The sequence below is a fragment of the Streptomyces sp. NPDC057743 genome (genome assembly GCF_042798755.1).
GTDB lineage: Bacteria > Actinomycetota > Actinomycetes > Streptomycetales > Streptomycetaceae > Streptomyces.
Map to the genome: position 1 here is coordinate 1 of NZ_JBHVJX010000010.1, position 21,773 is coordinate 21,773.

At 69.6% G+C, this 21,773-nt stretch carries 20 protein-coding genes; 8 read left to right on the forward strand and 12 right to left on the reverse strand.

Going from position 1 to position 21,773, the window contains the following annotated elements:
- On the forward strand, positions 1 to 483 hold a 483-nt coding region (locus ACFVFQ_RS13270), incomplete at its 5' end, for an integrase core domain-containing protein (protein ID WP_383413688.1).
- Here the strand turns inward: ACFVFQ_RS13270 and ACFVFQ_RS13275 are convergent.
- Positions 480 to 815, reverse strand: a complete 336-nt coding sequence (locus tag ACFVFQ_RS13275) for a cyclic-phosphate processing receiver domain-containing protein (protein ID WP_383413691.1) — start codon at positions 813 to 815, stop codon at positions 480 to 482. The two genes, ACFVFQ_RS13270 and ACFVFQ_RS13275, sit on opposite strands and share 4 nt — an antisense overlap.
- Before the next feature lie 102 nt (positions 816 to 917).
- On the opposite strand from ACFVFQ_RS13275, the gene ACFVFQ_RS13280 reads away from it, so the two are divergent.
- Positions 918 to 1,085 carry a hypothetical protein gene (locus tag ACFVFQ_RS13280; protein ID WP_383413694.1) on the forward strand — a complete coding sequence of 56 codons (168 nt, stop codon included), beginning with the start codon at positions 918 to 920 and terminating at the stop codon, positions 1,083 to 1,085.
- Positions 1,086 to 1,119: 34 nt separating this feature from the next.
- Here the strand turns inward: ACFVFQ_RS13280 and ACFVFQ_RS13285 are convergent, their stop codons facing one another.
- Positions 1,120 to 2,556: an FAD-dependent monooxygenase gene (locus ACFVFQ_RS13285; protein WP_383413697.1), complete on the reverse strand. Its 1,437-nt coding sequence runs from the start codon at positions 2,554 to 2,556 to the stop codon at positions 1,120 to 1,122.
- A 147-nt stretch (positions 2,557 to 2,703) separates the two neighbouring features.
- On the opposite strand from ACFVFQ_RS13285, the gene ACFVFQ_RS13290 reads away from it, so the two are divergent.
- Positions 2,704 to 3,669, forward strand: coding sequence for an Lrp/AsnC family transcriptional regulator (locus ACFVFQ_RS13290; RefSeq protein ID WP_383413700.1), 966 nt, complete (start codon positions 2,704 to 2,706; stop codon positions 3,667 to 3,669).
- A gap of 50 nt (positions 3,670 to 3,719) precedes the next feature.
- Here ACFVFQ_RS13290 and tpg read toward each other — a convergent pair whose 3' ends face one another.
- The 3 genes from tpg to ACFVFQ_RS13305 form a co-directional block, all read right to left on the reverse strand.
- The gene (gene tpg, locus ACFVFQ_RS13295; RefSeq protein WP_383413703.1) at positions 3,720 to 4,277 is read right to left on the reverse strand and encodes a telomere-protecting terminal protein Tpg; all 558 of its coding nucleotides are present in this window, start codon (positions 4,275 to 4,277) and stop codon (positions 3,720 to 3,722) included.
- A gap of 9 nt (positions 4,278 to 4,286) precedes the next feature.
- Positions 4,287 to 6,539, reverse strand: a complete 2,253-nt coding sequence (gene tap, locus ACFVFQ_RS13300) for a telomere-associated protein Tap (RefSeq protein WP_383413705.1) — start codon at positions 6,537 to 6,539, stop codon at positions 4,287 to 4,289.
- 241 nt (positions 6,540 to 6,780) lie between these two features.
- The gene (locus ACFVFQ_RS13305; protein WP_383413708.1) at positions 6,781 to 7,767 is read right to left on the reverse strand and encodes a MerR family transcriptional regulator; all 987 of its coding nucleotides are present in this window, start codon (positions 7,765 to 7,767) and stop codon (positions 6,781 to 6,783) included.
- 99 nt (positions 7,768 to 7,866) lie between these two features.
- On the opposite strand from ACFVFQ_RS13305, the gene ACFVFQ_RS13310 reads away from it, so the two are divergent.
- Complete coding sequence (locus ACFVFQ_RS13310) at positions 7,867 to 8,667, forward strand: alpha/beta fold hydrolase (protein WP_383413711.1); 801 nt, start codon at positions 7,867 to 7,869, stop codon at positions 8,665 to 8,667.
- Between the two features lie 88 nt (positions 8,668 to 8,755).
- On the opposite strand, the gene ACFVFQ_RS13315 is transcribed toward ACFVFQ_RS13310, so the two are convergent.
- From ACFVFQ_RS13315 to ACFVFQ_RS13335, 5 genes are all read right to left on the reverse strand, one after another.
- Positions 8,756 to 10,003 carry a GH25 family lysozyme gene (locus ACFVFQ_RS13315; protein ID WP_383413714.1) on the reverse strand — a complete coding sequence of 416 codons (1,248 nt, stop codon included), beginning with the start codon at positions 10,001 to 10,003 and terminating at the stop codon, positions 8,756 to 8,758.
- Between the two features lie 14 nt (positions 10,004 to 10,017).
- Positions 10,018 to 11,058, reverse strand: a complete 1,041-nt coding sequence (locus ACFVFQ_RS13320; RefSeq protein ID WP_383413717.1) for a C40 family peptidase — start codon at positions 11,056 to 11,058, stop codon at positions 10,018 to 10,020.
- A gap of 234 nt (positions 11,059 to 11,292) precedes the next feature.
- Entirely contained in the window at positions 11,293 to 12,288 is a 996-nt protein-coding gene (locus ACFVFQ_RS13325) for a winged helix-turn-helix domain-containing protein (RefSeq protein WP_383413720.1), read from the reverse strand.
- A 231-nt stretch (positions 12,289 to 12,519) separates the two neighbouring features.
- Positions 12,520 to 13,644: a SagB/ThcOx family dehydrogenase gene (locus ACFVFQ_RS13330; protein ID WP_383413723.1), complete on the reverse strand. Its 1,125-nt coding sequence runs from the start codon at positions 13,642 to 13,644 to the stop codon at positions 12,520 to 12,522.
- Positions 13,645 to 13,912: 268 nt separating this feature from the next.
- Positions 13,913 to 14,731, reverse strand: a complete 819-nt coding sequence (locus tag ACFVFQ_RS13335; protein ID WP_383413726.1) for a class I SAM-dependent DNA methyltransferase — start codon at positions 14,729 to 14,731, stop codon at positions 13,913 to 13,915.
- Positions 14,732 to 15,386: 655 nt separating this feature from the next.
- Here ACFVFQ_RS13335 and ACFVFQ_RS13340 point away from each other — a divergent pair.
- Positions 15,387 to 16,175, forward strand: coding sequence for a thioesterase II family protein (locus ACFVFQ_RS13340; RefSeq protein WP_383413729.1), 789 nt, complete (start codon positions 15,387 to 15,389; stop codon positions 16,173 to 16,175).
- A 213-nt stretch (positions 16,176 to 16,388) separates the two neighbouring features.
- Here ACFVFQ_RS13340 and ACFVFQ_RS13345 read toward each other — a convergent pair whose 3' ends face one another.
- Positions 16,389 to 17,297, reverse strand: a complete 909-nt coding sequence (locus tag ACFVFQ_RS13345; RefSeq protein ID WP_383414370.1) for a phosphotransferase family protein — start codon at positions 17,295 to 17,297, stop codon at positions 16,389 to 16,391.
- A 366-nt stretch (positions 17,298 to 17,663) separates the two neighbouring features.
- On the opposite strand from ACFVFQ_RS13345, the gene ACFVFQ_RS13350 reads away from it, so the two are divergent.
- The gene (locus ACFVFQ_RS13350) at positions 17,664 to 18,491 is read left to right on the forward strand and encodes an ATP nucleotide 3'-pyrophosphokinase (RefSeq protein WP_383413732.1); all 828 of its coding nucleotides are present in this window, start codon (positions 17,664 to 17,666) and stop codon (positions 18,489 to 18,491) included.
- A gap of 238 nt (positions 18,492 to 18,729) precedes the next feature.
- Here ACFVFQ_RS13350 and ACFVFQ_RS13355 read toward each other — a convergent pair whose 3' ends face one another.
- The gene (locus tag ACFVFQ_RS13355; protein ID WP_383413735.1) at positions 18,730 to 19,161 is read right to left on the reverse strand and encodes a GNAT family N-acetyltransferase; all 432 of its coding nucleotides are present in this window, start codon (positions 19,159 to 19,161) and stop codon (positions 18,730 to 18,732) included.
- A gap of 497 nt (positions 19,162 to 19,658) precedes the next feature.
- Between ACFVFQ_RS13355 and ACFVFQ_RS13360 the strand changes: the two genes are divergently transcribed.
- Positions 19,659 to 20,396, forward strand: coding sequence for a phosphotransferase (locus ACFVFQ_RS13360; protein ID WP_383413740.1), 738 nt, complete (start codon positions 19,659 to 19,661; stop codon positions 20,394 to 20,396).
- A 128-nt stretch (positions 20,397 to 20,524) separates the two neighbouring features.
- Positions 20,525 to 21,655, forward strand: coding sequence for an FAD-dependent oxidoreductase (locus ACFVFQ_RS13365; protein ID WP_383413747.1), 1,131 nt, complete (start codon positions 20,525 to 20,527; stop codon positions 21,653 to 21,655).
- Positions 21,656 to 21,773 lie beyond the last annotated feature (118 nt).

Consider the following 21,773-nt stretch of genomic DNA (forward strand, 5'->3'; position numbering starts at 1 on the left):
GGCCGTGCCGAAGGCCGCCGCAACCGAACCGGCACCGGATACGCCTACCTGCACACCGCCCTGGACGACCACTCACGCCTGGCCTACACCGAAGACCTGACCGACGAGACCGCCGCCACCTGCGCCGGCTTCCTGACCCGCGCCACCGCCTGGTTCGCCGCACGCGGCATCACCATCGAACGGGTCCTGACCGACAACGCCTGGGCCTACACCAAGAACACCTGGCGCAACACCTGCCAAAACCTAGGCATCAGCCCCCGCTTCACCCGCCCCTGGCGCCCCCAGACCAACGGCAAGGTCGAACGCTTCCACCGCACCCTGCTCGACGAATGGGCCTACCACCAGCCCTACACCTCAGACACCGAACGCCAAGCAGCCTTCCCCAACTGGCTGCACTGGTACAACCACCACCGACCCCACACCGGAATCGGCGGCCACACCCCAGCCAGCCGCGTCACCAACCTCTCCGAACAACACACCTAGGCCACTGCCCGGCGCACTGGATAGTTCCAGCGCCTGAGTGCCCGGACCACGGTTTCGGCGCCGATGGGGTTGGCACTGTGGACGAAGACCATCCCGATGGGGAAGGGCCGTCCGCTGAAGGCGGCTTCTTCCAACAGGGTCACCACGGGCATGATGCTGTCGTCGCCGCCGAGGTCGTGGTCGAGCCAGAGTTCGTCGATGTAGCCATCGCGGTGCTCTTGCAGCAGCTGGATACCGTCACGGCTGGTTCGGGCTATCCGCGTGGCCCTGGGCAGCGGCCGAAGGTCGTCGATGCCGAGGATGACGGGCTTCGGTGTGGTTGCGTCTGTCATCCATTCATCGTCGCAGCCGCAGCCCAGCGGTCCTGGGGTGGGCGAGCGCGCTTGAGTACGTCAACCGATGTCCCTCGACGCTCAGACCTGCAGGATGTCTGTGTGATCGAAGACGAACGCCAACCCCAACCCCCTCCTGCACGCCCCGCCCACGACCGTCAGGCAACCGAAAAGGCGATGAAGGCCATCCTGCTCGTAGCGACCGTAGTGGTAGGGCTGCCACTGCTCTACCTAGCCCTCATGATCGGCATGTACGCCATGGGCACCTGACCCCGACAGCCGCCTGACCCGGTTGGCGCGAGCCTCAGCGGGGCTCGCCGAACCAGCGGTGGAGGGCCGGTTCCACGTCGTCCGCGCCGGCCCAACACACGTAGCCGTCCGGCCTGATGAGCATCGGTTCGGTGTCGGCGCCCTGGCCCGCCCGGTCCACCCGGTCCGACCAGGGGCCGGCGGCCCTGGCGAACGCGTCGGCCGGGTCCAGCAGGATGCCGTGTCCGGACCGCAGCAGCTCGTGCACCCGGGCCGGGCCGAGATCCAGGTCCGGTGCGGGCCGGCCGACGAGCGGATGGGTTTCGGTGCCCGGCATCGGGTAGCGGATGGCCATGCCGGACATCAGGTCGGCGAGATGGTGCTGGACGTCCGGCAGTTGGGCCATGGTCGTGAAGAGCTCCCGGGCGGCCAGCACCTCCGGATCGCGGGTGCCGGCCCAGTCCATCAGCAGGCTCTGTGCCCGGACGTTGCGCAATACGGCGGCCCCGGCCGGATGCCGTTCCGCGTGGTACGTGTCGAGCAGGTTGTCGGGTGCCCAACCGCGCACGGCGGCGCCGAGCTTCCAACCGAGGTTGAGCGCGTCCTGCATCCCGGTGTTCATGCCCTGTGCGCCAAGCGGAAGGTGGACATGGGCGGCATCGCCCGCGAGGAAGACCCGCCCGTGCCGGTACTGCTCGACCTGCCGTGACGCGTTGGTGATCCGGCGGGCGTAGCGCAGTTCGCGCAGTTGCAGCCGCGTTCCGAACACGGTGCGCAAGCCGCGGCGGATTTCGTCCTCGGTGACCGGGACCTCTCTCGGCAGTGACTGGCCCGGCCCGCCGAGGACCAGTCGGCGCAGTTTTCTGCCCTGTGGGTCGGTGCCGAGCGGGAACAGCGCCGCCCAGTGCCCGTCCTCGTTCCAGGTGTGTGAGGTGGCCGGATCGACGCCGCTCAGCCGCACGTCGGCAGCGACGATCGTCAACGTGCCCGGCTGACCGGGGAATTCGGCCCGCAGCAGGGACCGTACGGTGCTGTGGGCGCCGTCGGCGGCGACGAGGTAACGGGAGCGGAGGGTGGTGCCGTTGGCGAAGGCCGCGGTGACTTTGTTGTCGTCTTGGGTGAGGCCGACCAGTTCGTGGTCCCTGTGGGCGTGGAGGCCGTGCGCGGCGAGATGCTGCTCGAAGAATGCCTCGATCGCCACCTGTGGCACGGAGCGCCATGGCAGACGGTGCCGGTTGGAGTGGCGCGGGAGTGGGATACCGGCGAAGTGGCCGGTGGTGGCGGGGTGGTCTCCGGTGGCCAACAGGGGCTCCAGCAGCCCTCGTTGGTCGAGTGCCTCCAGGGTGCGGGACTGCACGCCGCCTGCCTTGGACAGGTCGCTGCGCTGCGGCAGCTTGTCGACCAGCGTGGTCGAAATCCCCGCTATCAGCAGCTCGTTGGCCAGCGTCATTCCGGTGGGGCCGGCTCCGACGATGAGCACATCGGTGTCCACGGACTCTCCTTGTGTCTGTGTCGATCCTGTCTGTGTCGGTCCTGTCTGTGTTCGATCAGGACAGGGGCAACGCTCCGTCGGCCGGGCCGACCGAGCCAGAAAGCGACTCGATTGCGCTGGAAACTGACATCGCCTAGCCTCTGCCCGGTGGAATCCGACTACGACGAGCTGGATCGACGGCTCGTGCACGCGCTACAGATCGACGGCCGCGCCCCGTTCAGCACCATCGCCGAGGTTCTCGGCGTGTCGGATCGCACCGTCGCCCGCCGCTACGCCCGGTTGCGGTCGATGGGCGCGGTGCGGGTGTTGGGCGGGGTCGACCCGACCGTGCTGGGCGCCGTCTCGTGGTTTCTGCGGGTGCGATGCGCGCCCGCTGCGTCGCTCCCGGTCGCCGAGGCACTGGCCAGGCGCCCCGACACGTCCTGGGTGAGCCTCAGTTCCGGCGGCACCGAGATCACCTGCGTGGTCCGCACCGAGAGCGAGGCGGACAGCGAGGCGCTGCTGCTGGCCAAACTCCCCCACACCCCGCGCGTGGAGGGCGTGACCGCACACTCCGTGCTGCACGCCTTCTACGGCGGCCCGGACAACCTGGTGGGAAAACTCGGGTCGTTGGACGAGACGGCGGTCGAGCGACTGCGCCCGCCGCCGGTGCCGCAGCGGCGGGGACCGGTGCGGCTCGACGACGGTGACCGCAAGCTCCTCGCCCTGCTCGCCGCCGACGGCCGGGCCGGGTACGAGGAGTTGGCCGCGGCGACCGGCTGGTCGCCGACGACGGTCCGGCGCCGGATGGCGGAGCTGCGCGAACTCGGCCTGCTCTACCTCGACATCGACGTCGACTGGCGCATGTTCGGTGTGCACGCCCGAACCCTGCTCTGGCTCTCGGTCGCCCCCGCACACCTGGAGGAGGCCGGTCAGGAACTGGCCAGGCATCCGGAGATCGCGTTCGCCGCCGCCACGACCGGCCCGACCAACCTGTACGCGAGCGTGGTGTGCGCGAACCAACGGGAGCTGTACCGGTACCTGACCACCCGCATCGCCGCGCTCCCCGCCATCACCCACCTCGAAACGGCACCAGTCATCAGGACCGTCAAGAAGGCAGCGCACCAGGCATAGCAACCCACCGCTCAACTTGCCCCGGCGCGTGGGCTGTTCGGGCGTTACTCCTACAGGTCGAACTCCACATGCTCGACGTCGGTGAAGCGCACCTCCTCCAGACTCCCGGCGCGGCGGCCGTTGTCTTGGAAGTACACCTCCTTGAGCGCGTCGGCAGCGATGTCCCTGAGCTGTTGGTCGCCGGCGCCGGACTGTTGGGCGTCGAAGAGGCGGGCAGCGTAGCGGGGTGGGAGAGCGACGGTGAGGTGGCGGATGCGGTCCTGGTCGGTGGAGCCGATCGGGGCGGTGTAGCCGAGGCGGGCGCGGGTGTCGATGACGATGCCGCCGGTGGTCGCCGCCTGTTCGCGGGCCCTGGCGCGGATCTGCGGCTGCCACCGCTTGTTCACCTCGCGCTCCAGGCGCGCGGCGAGGTCCGGGCGCGGCTTCTTGAGCTGACCCTTGACGTACCGTTCGACGGTGCGTTGGGAGACGCGCAACAGCTCGGCGACCCGCCTGGTGCCCTTGAGCTGCTTGACCAGGTACCGCATCTGCGCGCCGGCTGACTTGGGTGCAGGGCGGGTGAACGCCTTCTGCACCGCCTTGTCCAGGCCGTCCCCGAAGATGTCCATGTCGCTCTCCTACTCGCCGTTGTCGACGTCGGTGACGGTGCCGTCCTTGATGTACCGGGCGAGGTTGAGCTCGGGGGCGTCGAACCGGTCGCGGACCTCTTCGCCCCACAGCACGGTCTGGGTGCCCTCGTGCTTGACCAGGCCCGGGTTCACTCCCAGCTTGAAGCCGCCGGGCAGCGGTTTGCCGTCCCGGTAGGGCAGGAAGTCCAGCGGCGAGCTCCCCTCGGTCGCGTAGACGGCGCAGTCGGAGAGGATCGCGACCGGGTACTGGCCGGTGAAGGCCGCGTGCTTGACGATCTTTCGGTGCATGTTGATCCGGGTGCGGGAGATGACCGCCGCGCGGATGTCCGGCCGCCAGGTCGGGCGGGACAGCGCCCGCCACGGCTCGCCCGGCCGCCAGCCCTCCCCCCGCGGGCGCTCGCGCAACTTGCCCAGGCCGCCCTTGACCGTCGCCTTGATCGCCGAGACGACGATCGCCAGCTGAGGATCGCGCTGCCGGTAGCCGTCCATCGCCGTCAGGAAGTCCGCCGGCGCCAGGTCCGCGGCCACGCCGAGATCGGCCATCGTGGCCAGGTAGGCGTCCCGCAGCCGGTTGTACCAGGCGTCCAGGTAGCGGCCGTTGTCGTAGCGCACCCACGCCTCGACCGGGGCGACGTCGTAGCCGAGCTCCACCGCGTAGGCGACGGTGGGCGTGGCGTACCAGGCCGGGCCCTCGGGGCGCTCGCCCTTCGGGGTGAACGGGCTCGGCAGCAGGCTGCCGTCCAACTCCACCCATTCCTTACCGACCTTCACCTTCGAGAGGTCGACGTGGGAGAGGTCGACCAGCCATGAGCCGGGCAACTTCGGGTCGAACACCGGGGCGTTGACGTGCGTCGGTGCGCCGAGGCCGACGGGCAGTCCGTTCGCGCCGGCGGCGAAGGCCATGTTGACGTCGATGCCGACCAGGTGCTGCCGCTGGGTCGCCTCGGCGTCGGTGAGCGGCCGCGCCCAGTCATACGCCTCCTCGAAGAGCTTCTCCGCCGGACCGCGAACGTGGAAGCGCGGCAGGTCCCTGAGCAACGGGTGCCCGTCGGGGGCTTCGCAGGGCGCGCAGTCCACCGGGTCCTTCCCCAGGCTGCCCGGGTTGTGCTCGGAGTGCCGCCTGCCGTCGGCGTCGGGGGCGGAGGCGCGGGTCGGTGGGTGCAGGGCGGTCATCAGCTCCAGGCCCGTCACGGCCGTGGAACCGCGCGGCGTCATCACCCGGGATGCGTACACCCCCAGGAGCCGGGCCAGTTCCGCCGGCGGGAGTTGCCCGGCGTCGGCCCAGTGGCGGGAGTCGAGCGCGTGCCAGGACGGGATGCACAACTGGACGCAGGCCCGCTCCGAGCCCTGCGCCGGACGGTAGATCCGCGCCCACGGCCCGAACCCGCGCTTGGTCAACTTCCATTCCGCACGCGCCAGTTGCTTGATGACCTTGTGGCCTTCCGGGATTCGCCCGGCGACCCGCTCCTCGTCCGTGAGGGTGACTGGCAGGCCGTAGCGCTCCAGCGCGGCCTCGGTGAGCACCAGCAGCGGGTCGGCGTCCTTGCCCGGGCCGGACAGCTTCGGCTGCCCGAGCCTGGCGTCACGCAGCGCCCAATCCACCAGGGACGGGACGGACTTGGCAGGGACGTCCAGGACCAGGCCGCCGGGGCAGTACGCCAGCACCTGACCGTTGCCGTCGACGTCGACGACGGCGAGCGGCCCGTTCTCGAACCGCGGGTCGAGGTCACCCGCCGGGGTGTTGGCCGGCGCCGCCTTCTTCGCGCCCGGCCGCCGCGGTGGCGACGACGGGCGGGGGGAGCGGGCCGGGCGCGGCGCGGGTGCCGGGGTGGCTGCCGGGGTGGCGCTCGGCTCGGTGGTCTTTTCGGTGGGAACGAGCGCCGCTTCGGGAGTGGCGGGCGTGTCGGTGAGCGTCTCCGACGGCTGCGCACCTTCGGTGCCGGCAGGCTTGGCGCCGGCAGGCTTGGTATCGGTGGACTTGGGGTCGGCAGGCTTGGGGTACTTCTCCGCCCATCCGTCCAGCAGTCGTTGGTATGCCTGGCGGCGCGGCGGCCGCGGTTCCGAGCGGCCGGCCTCCCAGTTCCGCACCGTCTGCGTGGACGTCCGCAGCGCCTGTGCGAGCCGGGCCTGTGAGATCTGGGCCGCTTCGCGCAGCCGCGCCCGCTCCGCCGGGGGCGGCATCTCCGGCTCGCCTTCCAGCAGTGCGTCCACCGCCGCGAACAGCTCGTCTTCGGTCGGCATGGTTCACCTCCACCCCAAAAGCTACCACAAGTTTGACTCTCGATTTGCCTTTGGATTTGGGCCTGTTCTTGCCCTTGATTTTGTCGCCGCATCTGTCTGATCAGCGGCGGGGGGGCGACCCAGCGGCGATCAGGTTGAACGTCTACTCGGCCGTGTCGAAGGTGCCAGCGCCCCGGCATGGCGGATGGCTGCCGAGTGCCCCGGCCGTCCGCGGTCCCGGCCAAGGCCCATCGGACAAGCCCTAGGCGTAGGCGAGTTGCGTGTCCAGTGCGGCGCGGAGCCAGTCATCGCAGGCGCCGATGGTGGGTTTCGGGGTGAGTGCGGGGATTTCGGCGGCGAGTTGCCAGTAGCGGTCGATCAGCGGGTGGGCTATCTGGGCAAGCTGGGCGCTGAGTTGGCGGCGGAAGGCCGGGGTGTCCGGGGTGTTGCGGAGGCCGGCGTGGGCGGCGACGAAGCAGTCGAGGGCCTCCCCCGCGTGCGGGGTCTGTTGGGTTTGTACGTCTGTTGCGGCCAGGCCGTAAGCCTCGCGCAGACCTTCGTAGAGGACGGCCGGGCGGCAGTGGTCGCTTGGGGGGCGGGGGGTGGGGCCGCAGATGTTGATGTCCAGGACGCCGGGGTTGGTGACGACCGCGTGGAGGCGGGCGAAGGTCAGGACCTGCGGCGGGGTCGGGTCGGCGGGCGGCTGCGGGACGGCCTCGTCGAGGATCGTGGACAGCAGGCGGGCCGGGAGGCGTGGGGGCAGGATGTGGCGCCAAAAACGGGCCAGGGTGGTGGTGTTGGGCGGGGTGGTCATGGCGCCTATCAGGCGGAGGCGGTCGGCGCGTTCCGCGGCCGTGCAGTCGTGCAGGAGGTGGAGGGCGGCCTCGCGCCAGCGCAGGGCGGTCAGTTGCGTGCCCAGTGCGTTCAGTTGGTCGGCGAGGGCGTCCTGGAGCGCGCTGTCGGGATCCGCGTTCGAGTCGCCGTCGGCAAGGACGCGGTCCACTTGCGGGAGGGGGAGGTCAAGGGCGCGCAGCGAGCGGATGAGGCGGAGGCGGTCCAGGGCCTCGGGGCCGTAGCGGCGGTGGCCGCCGGTGCTGCGGCCGGCTTCGGGCAGCAGGCCGCGGTCCGAGTAGAAACGGACGGTCTTGACGGTGACGCCTGCCTGTTGGGCGAGTTCGCCGATGCTCCACGTGCCCTCGGGCGACACGGGAACGGCGGCGGAGAAGGACGCGGAAACGGATGCGGTCATGCCTTGAACCTCCCTTAAGGGGAGTTCCTACCGTAACGGCAAGCGCGGCCGGACAAACGGGGGCCGGCCGCGCGAACCGAGGCGCGCAAGGAGGCGTTGATGACGGCGTATGTGCTGGTGCCGGGCGGACACATGGGTGGCTGGCTGTGGAGCGAAGTCGTGGACCGGCTGAGGGGGTTGGGGGAAGAGGCGTACGCGGCGACACTCACGGGACTGGGAGAGCGGCGTCACCTGGCGGGTCCGGAAACGGACCTGGAGACCCACATCGAGGACCTGGTGCAGCTCATCGACCACCTCCAGGAGCCGCAGGTGGTGCTCGTTGCGCACTGCCATGGCAGCTTCCCGGTGTTGGGGGCCGCTGACCGGCGACCGGAGCGGGTCTCCCGGGTGGTGTATGTCAACGCACCCCTACCGGTGGACGGTTACTCGGTGCTCAGCCTGGTCCGGGACTTCGAGCCCGACCCGGCGGTCCGCGACGGTTGGCAGCGACGGGCCGAGCAGGCCGAGGCGGGCTGGCGGATTCCCTCACCCGTGCTGGACGGCTCCGACCCGCGAGCCCAGAACAGTCTCGCCGGCGTCCCCGCGGGCGCGTTGGCCCGACTCACCCGCCTGGCCGCGCCGCAACCGCTGGGCCCCCTCACCCAACCACTACGGCTGTCGGGAGCCGCCGCAAAACTGCCCATGACCGGCGTCTTCGGCACCAGGACCGGAACGAACGTGGCCGTGGTCGAATCCCTGGTGCGGAGCGGCGACCCGCGCTTCGCGGTCCTCGCCGAGCCGCGGGTGCGGTTCTTCGAACTCGACACCGGGCACTGGCCGATGCTCTCCGTCCCCGACGCACTCGCCGGGGTGCTGACCCGGGCTGCTGCGGGCGAGGGGCAGCGGGTGACGGCTGCGTAATGCAGGTGCCTGGCTGGGGCCAGGTCAGCACGGTCCGGGAAGCGCCCTGAGCTCCCCGGGCCGTGCGGGCCCTGGTGGGATCTGTGGGTCAGTCTCCGTTCAACAGATGGAGTCCACCACGGGTGTTGCCGTTGTCGTCGCCGGTCGTGGCGGCGGTGTCGGGGCCGTTCTGGGCGGTGGGGTGGTCGAGGAGATGGGGGTCGGCCAGGCGTTGCGGGTGGTAGAGCACGCCGAGGTTGTTCAGGGCCTGGGCGTTGTTCAGCAGCTTGAGGCGGTCGAGGGCCTTGAGGTTGTTCAGGACGGTGGCGTTGTTCAGCAGGCTGGCGTCGTTCAACAGCGACAGGTTGTTCAGCAGCCCGAGGTTGTTGAGGATGCCGCCGCCGGGTGGCTGGGTGGGAGGCGGTGTGGGGTGGGTGGGCGGAGGCGTGGGGGTTGGTGAGGTGGGAGGTGGGGTGGGTTTGTCGGTCGGCGGAGGCGGCGTGGGCTTGTCTGTCGGAGGTGGCGTGGGCGGCGTGGGTTTGTCGGTCGGGGGCGGGGGCGGCGGGGGTGCGGTGCCCCCGGTGGCGAACTGGGCCAGTTGGTTCGCGTCGCCGTTGAAGAAGTCGTGGTCGGTGGGGTGCTTTTGGTCCGGGGTGACGCCCGGGACGGGCCCGGCGGCATCGGCCTTCTGCCAGATCGTCCCGGTCGTGAACCCGCCCGGCAACCGCCCCGAGGTGTCCGCGTGCCACAGCGAGTTGTGGGCGAAGTCCGCGTTGCCGCCGGTGCAGTCGTTCCACCAGCCGTAGCCGGTGTAGATCACCGCGTCGCGGCCGGTCCGCGCCCGGTACTGGTCGGTGAACTGACGTATCCAGGCGACCATTTGCGGCTTGCCCAGCCCGTAGCACTCGGACGTCCTGGACTGCGGTTCGAGGTCGAGGGCGCCGGGCAGTGTCTTGCCGTCCGGCGTCCAGCCGCCACCGTGGTCGACGAAGTAGTCCGCCTGGGCCTTGCCGTCGGACTCGGTGGGGTCGGCGAAGTGGTAGGCGCCGGTGAGCAGCCCTGCGCCCAGCGCGCCCTGGTGGTACTCCGCGAACTTGGGGTCGGTACCGCTGGTGCCCTGTGTTGCCTTGACGTAGGCGAACTTCATCCCGCTCTGCGCGACGGCATTCCAGTCCGTCACCACGTTCCAGTGGCTGACGTCGATGCCTGGCGTTCCGGGCGGCGGGGGGTCGGCCTGCGGCCCCGGTGCGGCGGAGACCGCATTGACCGCTGCGAGGCCGATCCCGGCGGCGGTGACCACCCCGATGGCGATGCGTACGGCGTTCCGTCGCCGCCGCTGCTGTGGTTTCTCCGTCATGACGCTCCTCGCCCTCATCCGGCCTGTTGGTCGTCGAGGAGATGGGGGTCGGCCAGGCGTTGCGGGTGGTAGAGCACGCCGAGGTTGTTCAGGGCCTGGGCGTTGTTCAGCAGGTTGAGGTGGTCGAGGGCCTTGAGGTTGTTCAGGACGGTGGCGTTGTTGAGCAGGTTGGCGTTGTTCAACAGCGACAGGTTGTTGAGCAGCCCGAGGTTGTTGAGGATGCCGCCGCCGGGTGGGGTCGGTGTCGGCGCCGTGGGGGTGGGCGTCGGGGAGCCGGTCGGGGGTGGCGGCGGAGGCGTCGGCTGGCCGGTGGGCGGTGGGGGCGGTGGGGTGGGCTGGCCGGTCGGTGGAGGCGGCGGGGGCGTCGGGTTGTTGGTCGGCGGAGGCGGCGGGGGCGTGGGGCTTCCCGTCGGGGGCGTCGGACCAGTCTGTGGGGCGATGCGTATCGCGCCCACGTAGTCACCCTTGACGTAGGCATTGCTGACGCCGATCTTCGTGCCGGATTCGGACGCCTGCACCACCTTCCCGTCTCCGATGTACATCGCGACGTGGTGCTTGCTCCCGGCGCCGGGGCTGCCGTAGTACAGCAGATCGCCGGGAAGCAGCGGGCCGGTCCCCTGGTTTGCCGCGATGTGGGGCAGGGCTTGCTCGGCGTTGTAGTCGGTGGTGGTGGTCCCGCTGCCGATGATGTCCTTCCCTCCGGTGGCCTTGAAGTAGGCCCAGCGGGTCAGGCCGGAGCAGTCGAACCCCTTGATGTTGGGGTCGTTGTTGCTGCGCGGGTCGCTCGGGTCACGGTGCCCGAACGTCTGCCCGGGCGCCTTGGGGTCGTGCCCGCCGCCGTAGGTGTAGGGCACGCCGTGTTGCTCGCATGCGGCGCGCACCGCGTTCTCCGCGATCGGCGACGCACCGGGTTGGAGGACATCGCACTTGGCGGCGGGATCGGGCGCGGCGAGCGCGGTCGCGGCGAACGTGCCGCCGGTGGCGACGGCGATGCCCGCCGACACGGTGAGGGCGACGGGGCGTCGAACCCGCCTGATGCGTGGGAACTTTGGCACTTTCTTCCTCCGTTGAGCGGAGGGACGATCGACGATGGACCGCCCGCCGCCACGGTCTGCGGCGGACGGCGTACCCCCCGCGGCACAGCAGTCTCGTCATGCGCCCTACGCGGTTCAACGCATTCGAGTGGGGCCTAAAGTGCCTGGCCACTGGCGCGTCAGGGCATATGCCCTGACGTGGACGGGGCGGCCCCGAGCGGCTCGGAACGTGCCAACTCCCCAGTTCGGCACGCGTCAACTCCCCTGCGTCGACTCGGGGTTGTCGAGCAGCGCCCGCCCCAGGGCGCTGAGCGTGTGCGACACCGTCGCGCTGCTGCGCTCGGTGGTGACCAGCCCCGCCTCGCGCAGCACGCCGATGTGCGCGCTGACCGTAGCTGGGGACACCCGGATCTCCCGGGCCAACTCGCCTGTGCTGGCACCCCGTTCGGTGGCATCGAGGATCGCCGCGCGGGTGCGGCCGATGAGCGCCTCGACCTCCCGGGACGCGCACGGCGCGGCCCGAGCCTTCAGCACCCACCGGGGATCATGCGCAACGGGGTACACCAGCACCGGAGCCAACTGCTCGTCGCGCAACACGGTGGGGCGGCGCCAGCAGAAGAACGACGGAAGCAGCAGCAGCCCCCGCCCTTCCAGGCGCAGATCCCGGTCGTAGGGGAAGCCGCCCAGTACCAACTCCGGTGGGCGCCAGCTCACTTCGGGGTGCAGGGAGGCAAGCAGCTGATCGACGCCTCCGTTGAGCGCCGCGCGGGCGCGCAGCGCGCGGTCCGACGCCAGGTGGCCTTCGATCTGATGCCAGTACGGTGCCAGCAGCGACTGGTAGAACGCGTCCATGGCCTCGGTCAGCATCCCCAGCGCGGTCGCCGTTCCCTCGGACAGTGCCTGCACCCACGGCAGGGTGCGCCGTCCAGGCGCCAGCGAGTCGAGCTCCGTCCGCAACCGGGCCGACGGTACCCGGCGCACCGCCTCCAGCCCCGCCTCCAACCCGTCGGCCGGCTGCGCCGGAGTGAGGAAGTCTGGTGAATAGCCGGTGGCCGGGGCCAGCGCCAGCAGGCGTCGCATCGGCACGGTCAGCCGGCGGCGCGCCGGCCGGCGCCAGGCGTCGAAGACCAACGGCCCGTCCCGACTCTGCACCATGTGGGCGGCCAGTAGCACTTCCCACAGCACGTGGGGTGCCTCCGCCACCCGCACCCGGCCCACGTCGGCGCTCGTGAAATGAATGCGCAGTGCCATCGCCCGCGTCCCCCGATCCCGTACCGGCAGGCGCGCCGCGGTCGCGGGGCGCGCCCGTTTCCGACGGTCCGGGGCCGCGCTGAACGTCCGTTAAACGTCGCCTCAACCACCGCTCCCCGGTGCGGGACCGCTTCCGGTTCATCTGGTCGCGCGGTGGAGGCCGACTCGCTGGTGGTTGCGTTGGCTGGGCTCGCTGCGGTGTCGCTGCGTTGGCTGCGTCAGCTGCGTTCGTCAGCGTCCGGTGCGGCTTCGGCGGAAGGCGGCCAGGCCGGCTGGCGTCTTCAGCCCGTTGGTGCCGTCCCGCTGCGGGTCGGCCGGGATCCCGGCGCTGAGCAGGTACAGCGCGGTCTCGTTGACGCCGTCGATGCCCAGGAGGTCCTCGACGTCGGTATCGGCGAACGCCGCGGTCTGAAAGGGCCCCAGCCCCAGGGCAGTTGTCACCATGGCGAAGGTCTGGGCGAGGTGACCGGCGTCCATCAGCATGATCCGGTAGGTGCGCGCCGTGCGGTACTTGGACCGCATCCGCTCGACCAGCGAGGTGAGCACGACGACGAAGGCGGCGTCCTGAATTCCGCGCTGGTTGACGCTGAGTTGGGCCACGTCCGGCCAGGGAGGGCAGTCACCGAGGAATTCGAGTCCGTGGACGAGCGCGTTGTAGTGGTAAACGCCGGGAGTCAACTCCTCGACACGGCGGACGAGGACATACGCCTCGATCTCCTGACGCGCTCCGCCCGATGCGCTCGTGCGCTGCATCAGGCTTCCGTAGGCGTCGGCGTCGATGAATTGCGCGGGCCCGAAAACGGAGGAGAGCAGTGCCGCGAAGTCCACGAGGGGGACGTCCTCATCGGCGAACGCGCGGTGGGTCCGCCGGCCGTAAAGGACCTCCTCGAAGGAGGCGCCGATGGGGCGTGGAATGCGGGGCAAGAGGACGACATCGGCGTCCGGATACGACTTGAAGAGCGCGGGCCGCCCTCCTTGGTTCGCCAACTCCTCCCGTAATTCCGGTGTGTCCTCGGTGTACGGAGCGTTCTTCGTCATGGTGTGGAGGTAGCGGGCGCTCATGTTCCATTCGGGCCAGCTCGTCCCGACAGCTTCATCGTGCCCGGCGGCGGGTTGGCCCTGGCGCACGACAAGGCCGGACTCTTCCAGGTCGGCGAGCGACTGCCGGACGGATTCGGGGTCGAAGTCCGGGAAACGGGCTGCCACTTTCTCCGGTTCCGTCCAGTCGCCCAGTTCGTTGAGCAGTTCCGCGGCGACCGGGTCGAGGGAAATGGTGCTGCGGGTGCGGAAATTCTCCACGACGAACGCGCCGTCGTGCCAGTAGCAGACGATACTTCGAGCCCGGCGAATGGGCATGCTCGCTCCCCTTGGCGTGGAATTCCTCCCGAGTGCGGCCTGTGGCCGGGCTCCAGCTGGAGCCCGGCCACAGGGGCGTCACGCGGAGTGAAGCACGAGGTACTTCTCCTCGGTGATAACCGGCTTCACGTTCACCGTCATCTTGCGCATGAGCCACCTCCTTCATGAGAGTTGTTTTCTGGTACGGCTGACCTGGGGAACTCCATGTCCGGGCGCAGGCAGCACGACCGGATCGGTCAGCCGGTTCATGGGGCGGAGCCGCGTGGTACTAACGGCTCACGACATAGAGAATCTTGCGGCCGCGGATCTCATCGCCGGAATCGGTCAGTTCACCGGCCGTGAGTCCGTGTGCGGCGACGAGGCGCAGTCCCGAATCCGCCAGCAGGCGTCGCACCGTGGCGTCGGAATGGTGCCGATAGACGTGCCGGGAGGTGACGCGCCGCCAGGTATCCGCGTCGACTCCCTCGGCCCGCTCCCCCTCCCCCGCACGCCGGAAATAGGTGTGGGTGACGTCGATGACGGCATCGGGCTCCACGGGCACCGGCCCGCCTTCCCAGACATCGAAGTGGCCGTCCTCGTCGATGATGCGGGTCACCGCATAGGCCCGCTGATAGCTCCCCAGGGTATTCATGTCGAAGACGAATACTCCGCCGTCGGCCAACTGCCGGGCCACGCTGCGGAATGCCCCCAACAGCTGGTGGCCGTCGGTGAGGTAGCTGAGTGGCTCGCCCATACATGTGACCGCGTCGAAGGAGCCCAGGTCCGGAAGGTTGCGGAGATCGCCGACCAGGAAGGGGATGCCTTTGTTATCCGGCTTCGCCCGTGCGCGGTCAATCATCGCGGGGGACAGATCGGAGCCCGTCACCTCGTACCCGAGGTCGCGAAAAGCGGCCGAGCTGTTTCCCGTACCGCATCCCACATCGAGCAGCTTCTTGCCGCCCGAACCGTACTTCTCGATGAGCTTCTGGTAGAAGGAAACCCATCGGGAGAAGAGCGGATCGAGGGCGAGTGAGTCATAGTCGGCGGCGACCGTCTCATAAGCCGTGAGAGCTTGGTCGAAACGTATGTCAGCGGCATCCGCGGCCACGGCAGCAACTCCTCAATCGAAAGAATTCGCTCATCTCCGGGCTTCGTCCGAACACGGATGAACATATAGATCTCAAAAGCGACCGGTCAAGCAGCGCGACGCGAATGACTTGATCCACGCAGCCGTCAACTCCACTGCGTTTGACGGGAATTGATCAAGGTTGACGCGCGAACGGCGTGCTCCGGCACCCCGCCCCACCCCCGTCGGTGCGATCTCCACATTGCGGACAAGATCGTCCGCTGACACGGACATAGCCAGAAACAGACACTTTCGGCCATCTCTCGGAAACCCTGACAACGCCACACAACAACGGGCCGACCGCCCAGCGCGCCGCAGCCCTGCGAATCCCTTTCCCACGGCGCCGTGCCGTCGGGGCGGCGCGCAGGGCGTCGATCAGGTTCGCGCCTTCGGTGCCGACTTGGCGCCCATGGGTGCTCACAGGCATGGGAACGGTCAACACGTTCACGCTCTTCGCGGCGGAGACTTGTTGCCTTACCCGGCCATGCAGGCGCGTACTGGAAGGGCCGCCCGCACCTGGGGGCAACACGTCACTGGGTGTGGGCGGACCGGCCACGCAACGGTGTTGGTGACCTGCCGCCTCACAGACCTTCTCAATCCCCAACCACAAATCGGCCCGAATGCGGGGTGGTTTCCCATGAACACAGCCCTCGACTCCCCCCTCAGAACGCTCACCGTCGCGAACGGGACGGCTCCACCCGGCCCCCGGTATGTCTGTTTCCCGCCCGCCGGTGGGACGGCCACGATGTTCCGGTCGCTGGCTGCCGCGCGGCCCACAGCCCACATGCTTGCAGTCCAGTACCCAGCACGAGCCGACCGCCTCGACGCGCAACTACCGGACAATTTCGAGGAGTTGGCCCGACAGTGCGCCGACGCACTGGTAGCGACGCCGGAGTTGGAGAGGCCCCGAACCGTCCTGATCGGTTTCAGCATGGGGGCGTGGCTCGCGCTGGAAACGGCCCTGCAGTTGGACTGGCGGTATGGCTGCGGTCCTTGTGGGTTGGTCGTCGTCGGCGCGACCGCTCCGCATCGGCGAGGTACGCGTCACCGGTTGCCGGCCGAGGCCGACCTGGACCGGATGTTGGACGACGGCGGCTGGGGGGAGAGCGTGTTGCGGGAGTACGTCCGGGGGCTGCTGCGGGCGGACATGCGCCTGGTCAGCCGTTACACCGGCCCCGCGCGGCACGGCACGCCCTGCCGGGTCGCCGCACTGTGCGGTGAGGACGATCCCCGGCACGTGGAGGATGACGCTACCGGCGCGTGGGCCGTCTGGTCCCAAAGCCCGTTCGCCTCCTGCGTGGTGCGCGGTGGCCATCTGGGGCTGCTCACCCCGGAGCGGGCCGGAGAGTTCTGGCGGTGGATGGACCGGCTGGCCCTCCCGAGCGCGGTGGTCGAAGGGGAGGTTGATGCCTGCGTCCAGCGTTGAGGCCGCTGCAGGGTGCGTGCCTGGCACTGCCGAGGTTGCCTGGCACCGCCCGAGGGGGCCTAGCGGGCGTTGAGCCAGTGCAGTAGGAGACAGTCGGAGCCCCGTCGGGTGCCGGGTGGGCGTTTGCCGGAGCAGGAAGCCGGGGCCGACACTCGCCGCCGGGCCCGTGCCCCGGACCACCCCGGCCCGGCCCGGCTCAGCGCAGCGCGTCCATCAGTCCATCAGGGCGGTGACATAGGCATCCAGCCGCTCCTCCACGGCACGCCTCGTCAGTTCCGCCCTCCCTGCCTTGCGCCATGCCTGCGCCACCAACTGCACTTCTTCGGAGAATGCCAGCGCGTCCCGCACCCACCAGTACAACCGCTCGCTCGCTGCCGCGGCCAGCACGCCACCAGCCGCCTCATACGCCTCGGCGAACCGTAGGCCCCACTCGGGACCGTGCAGCAGCGCGAGATTGGTGGAGCAGTGCGCCACATCGAGATCCGTCGGGCCCCAGGAGGTCTGTACCCAGTCGACGACGCCGGCGATTCGGGCGCCTGCCGGCGCGGGGGACGACACGTCAAACAGCACGTTGCCGGGTTGGAAGTCCCGGTGCAGGAACCGCCCTTCATAGGGCGGCGCGGGCTGCCGGATCACCTCGATCGCCGCGGCCCATGCCGCCGCGTCGGCCCCCTTCGGAACGACGACGGTGTCGGCGGTCGTCAACGCCTCATATTCCCGGGGCCGTTCGGCGGGTCGCAACGCGTGGATCGCCACGAGCTGACGGGCCAGCACAGGGACGCGCGCGTCCACTCCCTCGTCGTCGAGGACCGACCGGCCGGCGAGATACGTCATCAGGAGCGAGGGATACTCGCAGTGCACGGCGGTCGGATCGACCGCTACCAGTTCCGGAGCCGGCACGCTGGTCCCCCTGAGCAGGGTCAGGGTGCCCGCCTCCCTCTTCAGCGAGCCCTCGGCGTGCGGCACATTGACGAAGGTCCGCAGCACCAGGTCACGGGTGCCGCCGTCCCGGGTGCCGATGGTCAGTCTCCGCATTTCGGCGGTGATGCCGCCGTGCAGCGCTTCGGTCCTGACGATCCGTTCGCCGACGTCCAGCTGCCGGCTCACCCAAGCCAGGGTCATCGGTCGGACGGTCGCTGCCTCATCGTGGTCGAGCACCGTGCCATCCCATCATCCGGATGGCGACACGTACAAAGCATTTCGCTGACGGCGGTGGCTCGCTGCTCCCCCAGGGATGACGGGGCGTCACCCCGGGCGCACGGAGGCTTGATCCGCCTCACGGCTTGCGTGCCGCGCGGCGTCCGTTTCGCGCCTTCCTCCGCAGGGTTCCGGCCAGGTACTGGCCAATAGCCGCGCCGATCGCTACCGACGCGCGCCTCGCCCGTTGCACTTCTTGTTCTACGACCGCACTGAGCCCGACGGACACCCGGCAGGCCCGGTGCGGCAGCCGTAGCAATACGGCCCGGCAGAGAGGAACTTCGCGCACCCATGTCTCACCACCCCATCGGCCGCTCCGTCACCCGGGCTGCACTGGCCGCTGCCCTTGCCGCCGCCCTGGGAACGGGCGCCGTGCAGACCGCCGCTGCCGCCCCGGCCACCCCGTCCCATGCCGCGGCGCCCACCTCGTCCGCGCAGGCCCCCGGCACCGCGTCCGACGGCGGCTGGAGTCAGGACGGGCTGCACCTGAACGCCCACGACAACAAGGAAGTGGACGCCTACCTGGCCCGGGCACGGCGGGCGGAGCGATCCATCAGCCCGCAGGTCCGCGCCGTCGCGCTGCTCACCCATGCGCAGCTCGTCGGCTTCGACCAGCGGCTGAAGTCCCCGGACTCGCTCAAGCGGAAGATCGCCACCAAGATGAAGGAGGCCCCGGGGCAGAGCGTGGAGACCTCACTCGCCACGCTCAACGACTCGGTCCGCTACACCCTCCAGTGGCCGACCAGGCAGTACACCCATGGCGTCACCGTAGCCGCCGGGCTGCTCTCCTCCTGGGGTAACGACACCAAACGCTGGTCCAACACCTGGGGCCACCCCAAGGGTTACAAGGCGGTCAACTCCGCCTGGCGCGCGCCGCGTTCGGGGCAGGTCTTCGAGGTCCAGTTCCACACCCCGGAAAGCAAGGCCGCCCAACTGGAAACCCACAAGATCTACGAGGAGCAGCGGCTGCCGAGCACCTCACCCGAGCGTCGCCGCGAACTCCAGGCACAGCAGGACGCGATCTTCACTGCGGTACCGGTGCCGGCCGGCGCCGTGCAGCTCACCGCCCCAACCCACCGCACCCCCGCACCGCTCCCCCTCTCCCCCGCAACCGCATAACCGACTCCACGCCCCCCGACACGGCTCGCCAAGTGGCCGGTCCTCGCTGCCCCTTGGTTGTGACGTGTCGGGCAGCGCCACCGCCTCGGCAGGTCCAGGTCCCACCAGGGGCTGCCGAGGCGGGAACCTCCACACCGCCGCGTCGAAGCAGCTACGCGGGCCGCGAATCGCCCCGGACGACGCCTCCAGCAAAGACGTGGTCGCACACAGACCTCTCGAACGGCCAACATGCGTGGCCTCAGGGCCGGTAGACACACTCCGCCAACGTCGTGTGCTTCTTCCAGCCCAACGTCTCGTACAGCGCACGACCGGCGTCGGTCGCACCAAGAACGCCGAGGACTACGCCCTGCTCCACAGCATGGTCGACGAGCGTACGCATCACGAAGCCGCCCAGTCCGCGCCGCCGATGAGACTCCTCGGTCACCACCCGGTCCATCACCGCGGCCTCCCCGAGGAGCGCCATCTGCCCCTGAGCCGCCTGCTCGCCCGTCGCGTCCAACACCCGGACGTAGACAACAGCACCGCTGACCTCCACCGCCGTGGTGTACCCCTCGGGTGCGACCGGGGCCGAGGCCACCAGGTCAACGGCCATCAGATGCCCGCTCTCCTCCCAGACCCACCCTCGCGGCAGCCAGGGCTCGATCTCCTCGGGCTCCGCGGGCATCTTCATCCAGGTCCGCGGCACGGTCACCGAGGCAGCGGCGCTGCGAACCAACGACTCACCGACTTCCGGCAGAACATGGCGCCCTCTTTCGGTGGGGCTATCGGCCACCTCGATGTAGAAACCCCAGGGCATGTGGACCGGCGGAGGAGTCCGCCGTGAAACAGCCCAACCCGCCACCCAGGTCCTGACTATGTCCGCAACCATCAAGCCCTCCCGAAACGATGGCCGTGCCACCAGTCGAGTAATAGACGCTACCAAGGAGCGCACGTTACACCCGCTTGCGGTGTACGGCATCTGCTTTTGACTGCGGCCTGCCACGGCGGGACACGCCACCACACCTCAACACCTGGGCCGGCGCTGCCCGTTGCAGGGTTCCGTTTCCGTGGCACGGGCACAGGCACAGGCACGAGCGCGGACGCCTTGGGCAGTGTGCCGAGTGCTGACGATTCCGTGCTGACGGCTGAGTGCCGAGATTCGACGGGGCGATCGGGCACCATGGGGGAATGTCGGAGTCTCCCTTGTCTGGTGGGGCAGTCAATCGCGTTGTGCGCGTTGGTTGCACCGTGCGTCGACCCGCGTCAGCCAGTACCGGTTTCATCGGCGAATTGCTGCGGGTCTTTGAGGCCGGTGGATGGGGCGGGGCGCCGCGGTACCTCGGTATCGACGAGGAGGGGCGCGAGGTTCTCGGTTATCTCGAAGGGCATGTGGCCTGGGAACGGCAGCAGCCGCCGGCCGTGTACTCCGACGAGAATCTGGTGCGGGTTGCCGAACTCGTGCGGGAGTTCCATGACCTGACGGCAGGCACGGAACTGGCCGGATCACATGAGGTCGTGTGCCATAACGACCTTTCTCCCAAGAACACCGTCTATCGGCCTGTTCGCGGCGCCCTGCGTCCGGTGGCCTTTATCGACTGGGACTTGGCCGCGCCGGGTGCGCGCATTCACGATGTCGCCCATGCATGTTGGCAGTTTCTCGGGCTCGGGCCGGGTGTCGACGATATCTCCGAAGCTGCACGGCGAATGAGGCTGATCGCTGACTCTTATGGGTTGGTCGAACGACGTGATCTCGTGTCCGTGATTTTGTGGTGGCAGGACAGGTGTTGGCGCGGCATTGAGTCGGCTGCGGAATCCGGAAACCCTGCGATGGTCCGCCTGCGGGCGGCCGGGGCGGTGGGTGAGGTGCAGGCGGCGTATCAGTGGGTCTGCGCTCACCGGGCCGAGTTGGATTGCGCCTTGCGTTGAGCGCAAGGCATGCCGCAGATCGGAGAGTTATCGGTCCGATGTCGGTGGCTTGTCGGCGGGGGCTGGCACGTTGTCAGGGTTCCTGCCGGGTGCCCGCTCGGCAGGCGTGCGATCTGCAAGGAATCACCATGACCACTCATGTCACGATCATCGGCGCCGGACTCGGCGGGCTCACGCTCGCCCGCGTCCTGCACCTCCACGGCATCCCGGCCACCGTCTACGAGGCGGAGCCCTCCCCCACCGCACGGGCGCAGGGCGGGATGCTCGACATCCACGACTACAACGGCCAACTGGCCCTTCAGGACGCGGACTTGATGGACGAGTTCCGCGGCCTGATCCTGGAGGGTCGCCAGCAGTGCCGGGTCCTCGACCGGGACGGCACCGTGCTGCTCGACGCAGCCGACGACGGTACGGGCGGGCGCCCCGAGGTGCAGCGCGGCGACCTGCGGCAGATCCTGCTCGATTCGCTCCCGGCCGGCACCGTCCGGTGGGGGCACAAGGTCAGCGGCGTCCGTGCCCTCGGCGAGGGCCGTCACGAGGTGACCTTCGCCGACGGCTCCACCGTGAGCACGAGCCTGCTGGTCGGCGCGGACGGTGCCTGGTCGCGGGTCCGGCCGCTGCTGTCCGATGCGATACCCGAGTACACCGGCGTGTCGCTCGTCGAGACCTATCTGTTCGACGGGGACACCCGTCACCCCGCTACCGCCAAGGCAGTTGGCGGCGGTGCGATGTTCGCGCCCGCGCCGGGGAAGTTGCTCGGGGCCCACCGGGAGAGCGGCGAGACGCTGCACGCCTACGTGATGCTCTTCAAGCCGCTGGAGTGGTTCGCCGGGATCGACTTCACCGATCCTGCCGCCGCGACCGCGCGGATTGCGCAGGAGTTCGACGGCTGGGCGCCGGAGCTCACCGCGCTGATCACCGACGCCGACACCGCACCGGTCCTGCGTCCCGCCAACGCCCTGCCGAACGAGCACCGGTGGGATCGGGTGCCGGGCGTGACCCTGCTCGGCGACGCGGCGCACCTGACGGCCTCGAACGGCGAGGGCGCCAACCTCGCCATGCTCGACGGCGCCGAGCTCGGCAAGGCCCTGGCCGCCCACCCGGGCGACGTCGAGGCCGCGCTCAGCGCGTACGAGCAGGCCATGTTCCCGCGGAGCGCCGCGGCCGCCGCCGCGGGTGCCCTCTTCTACGAGACCGTCTTCGACGACGACGCGCCCCAGCGGTTGGTCGAGATCTTCGGTGAGCTGAAGGAGAGGTGACGAGCCACCCGTCGTGGGACAGCCGCGTGTGCCGCCGGGCCGAGCTCCGAGCTCCGAGCGCCGACAAAAGCCCTGGTCACGGCCTCAGTTAGGTGGCCGTGCGGTGGGCGCTCGGCGC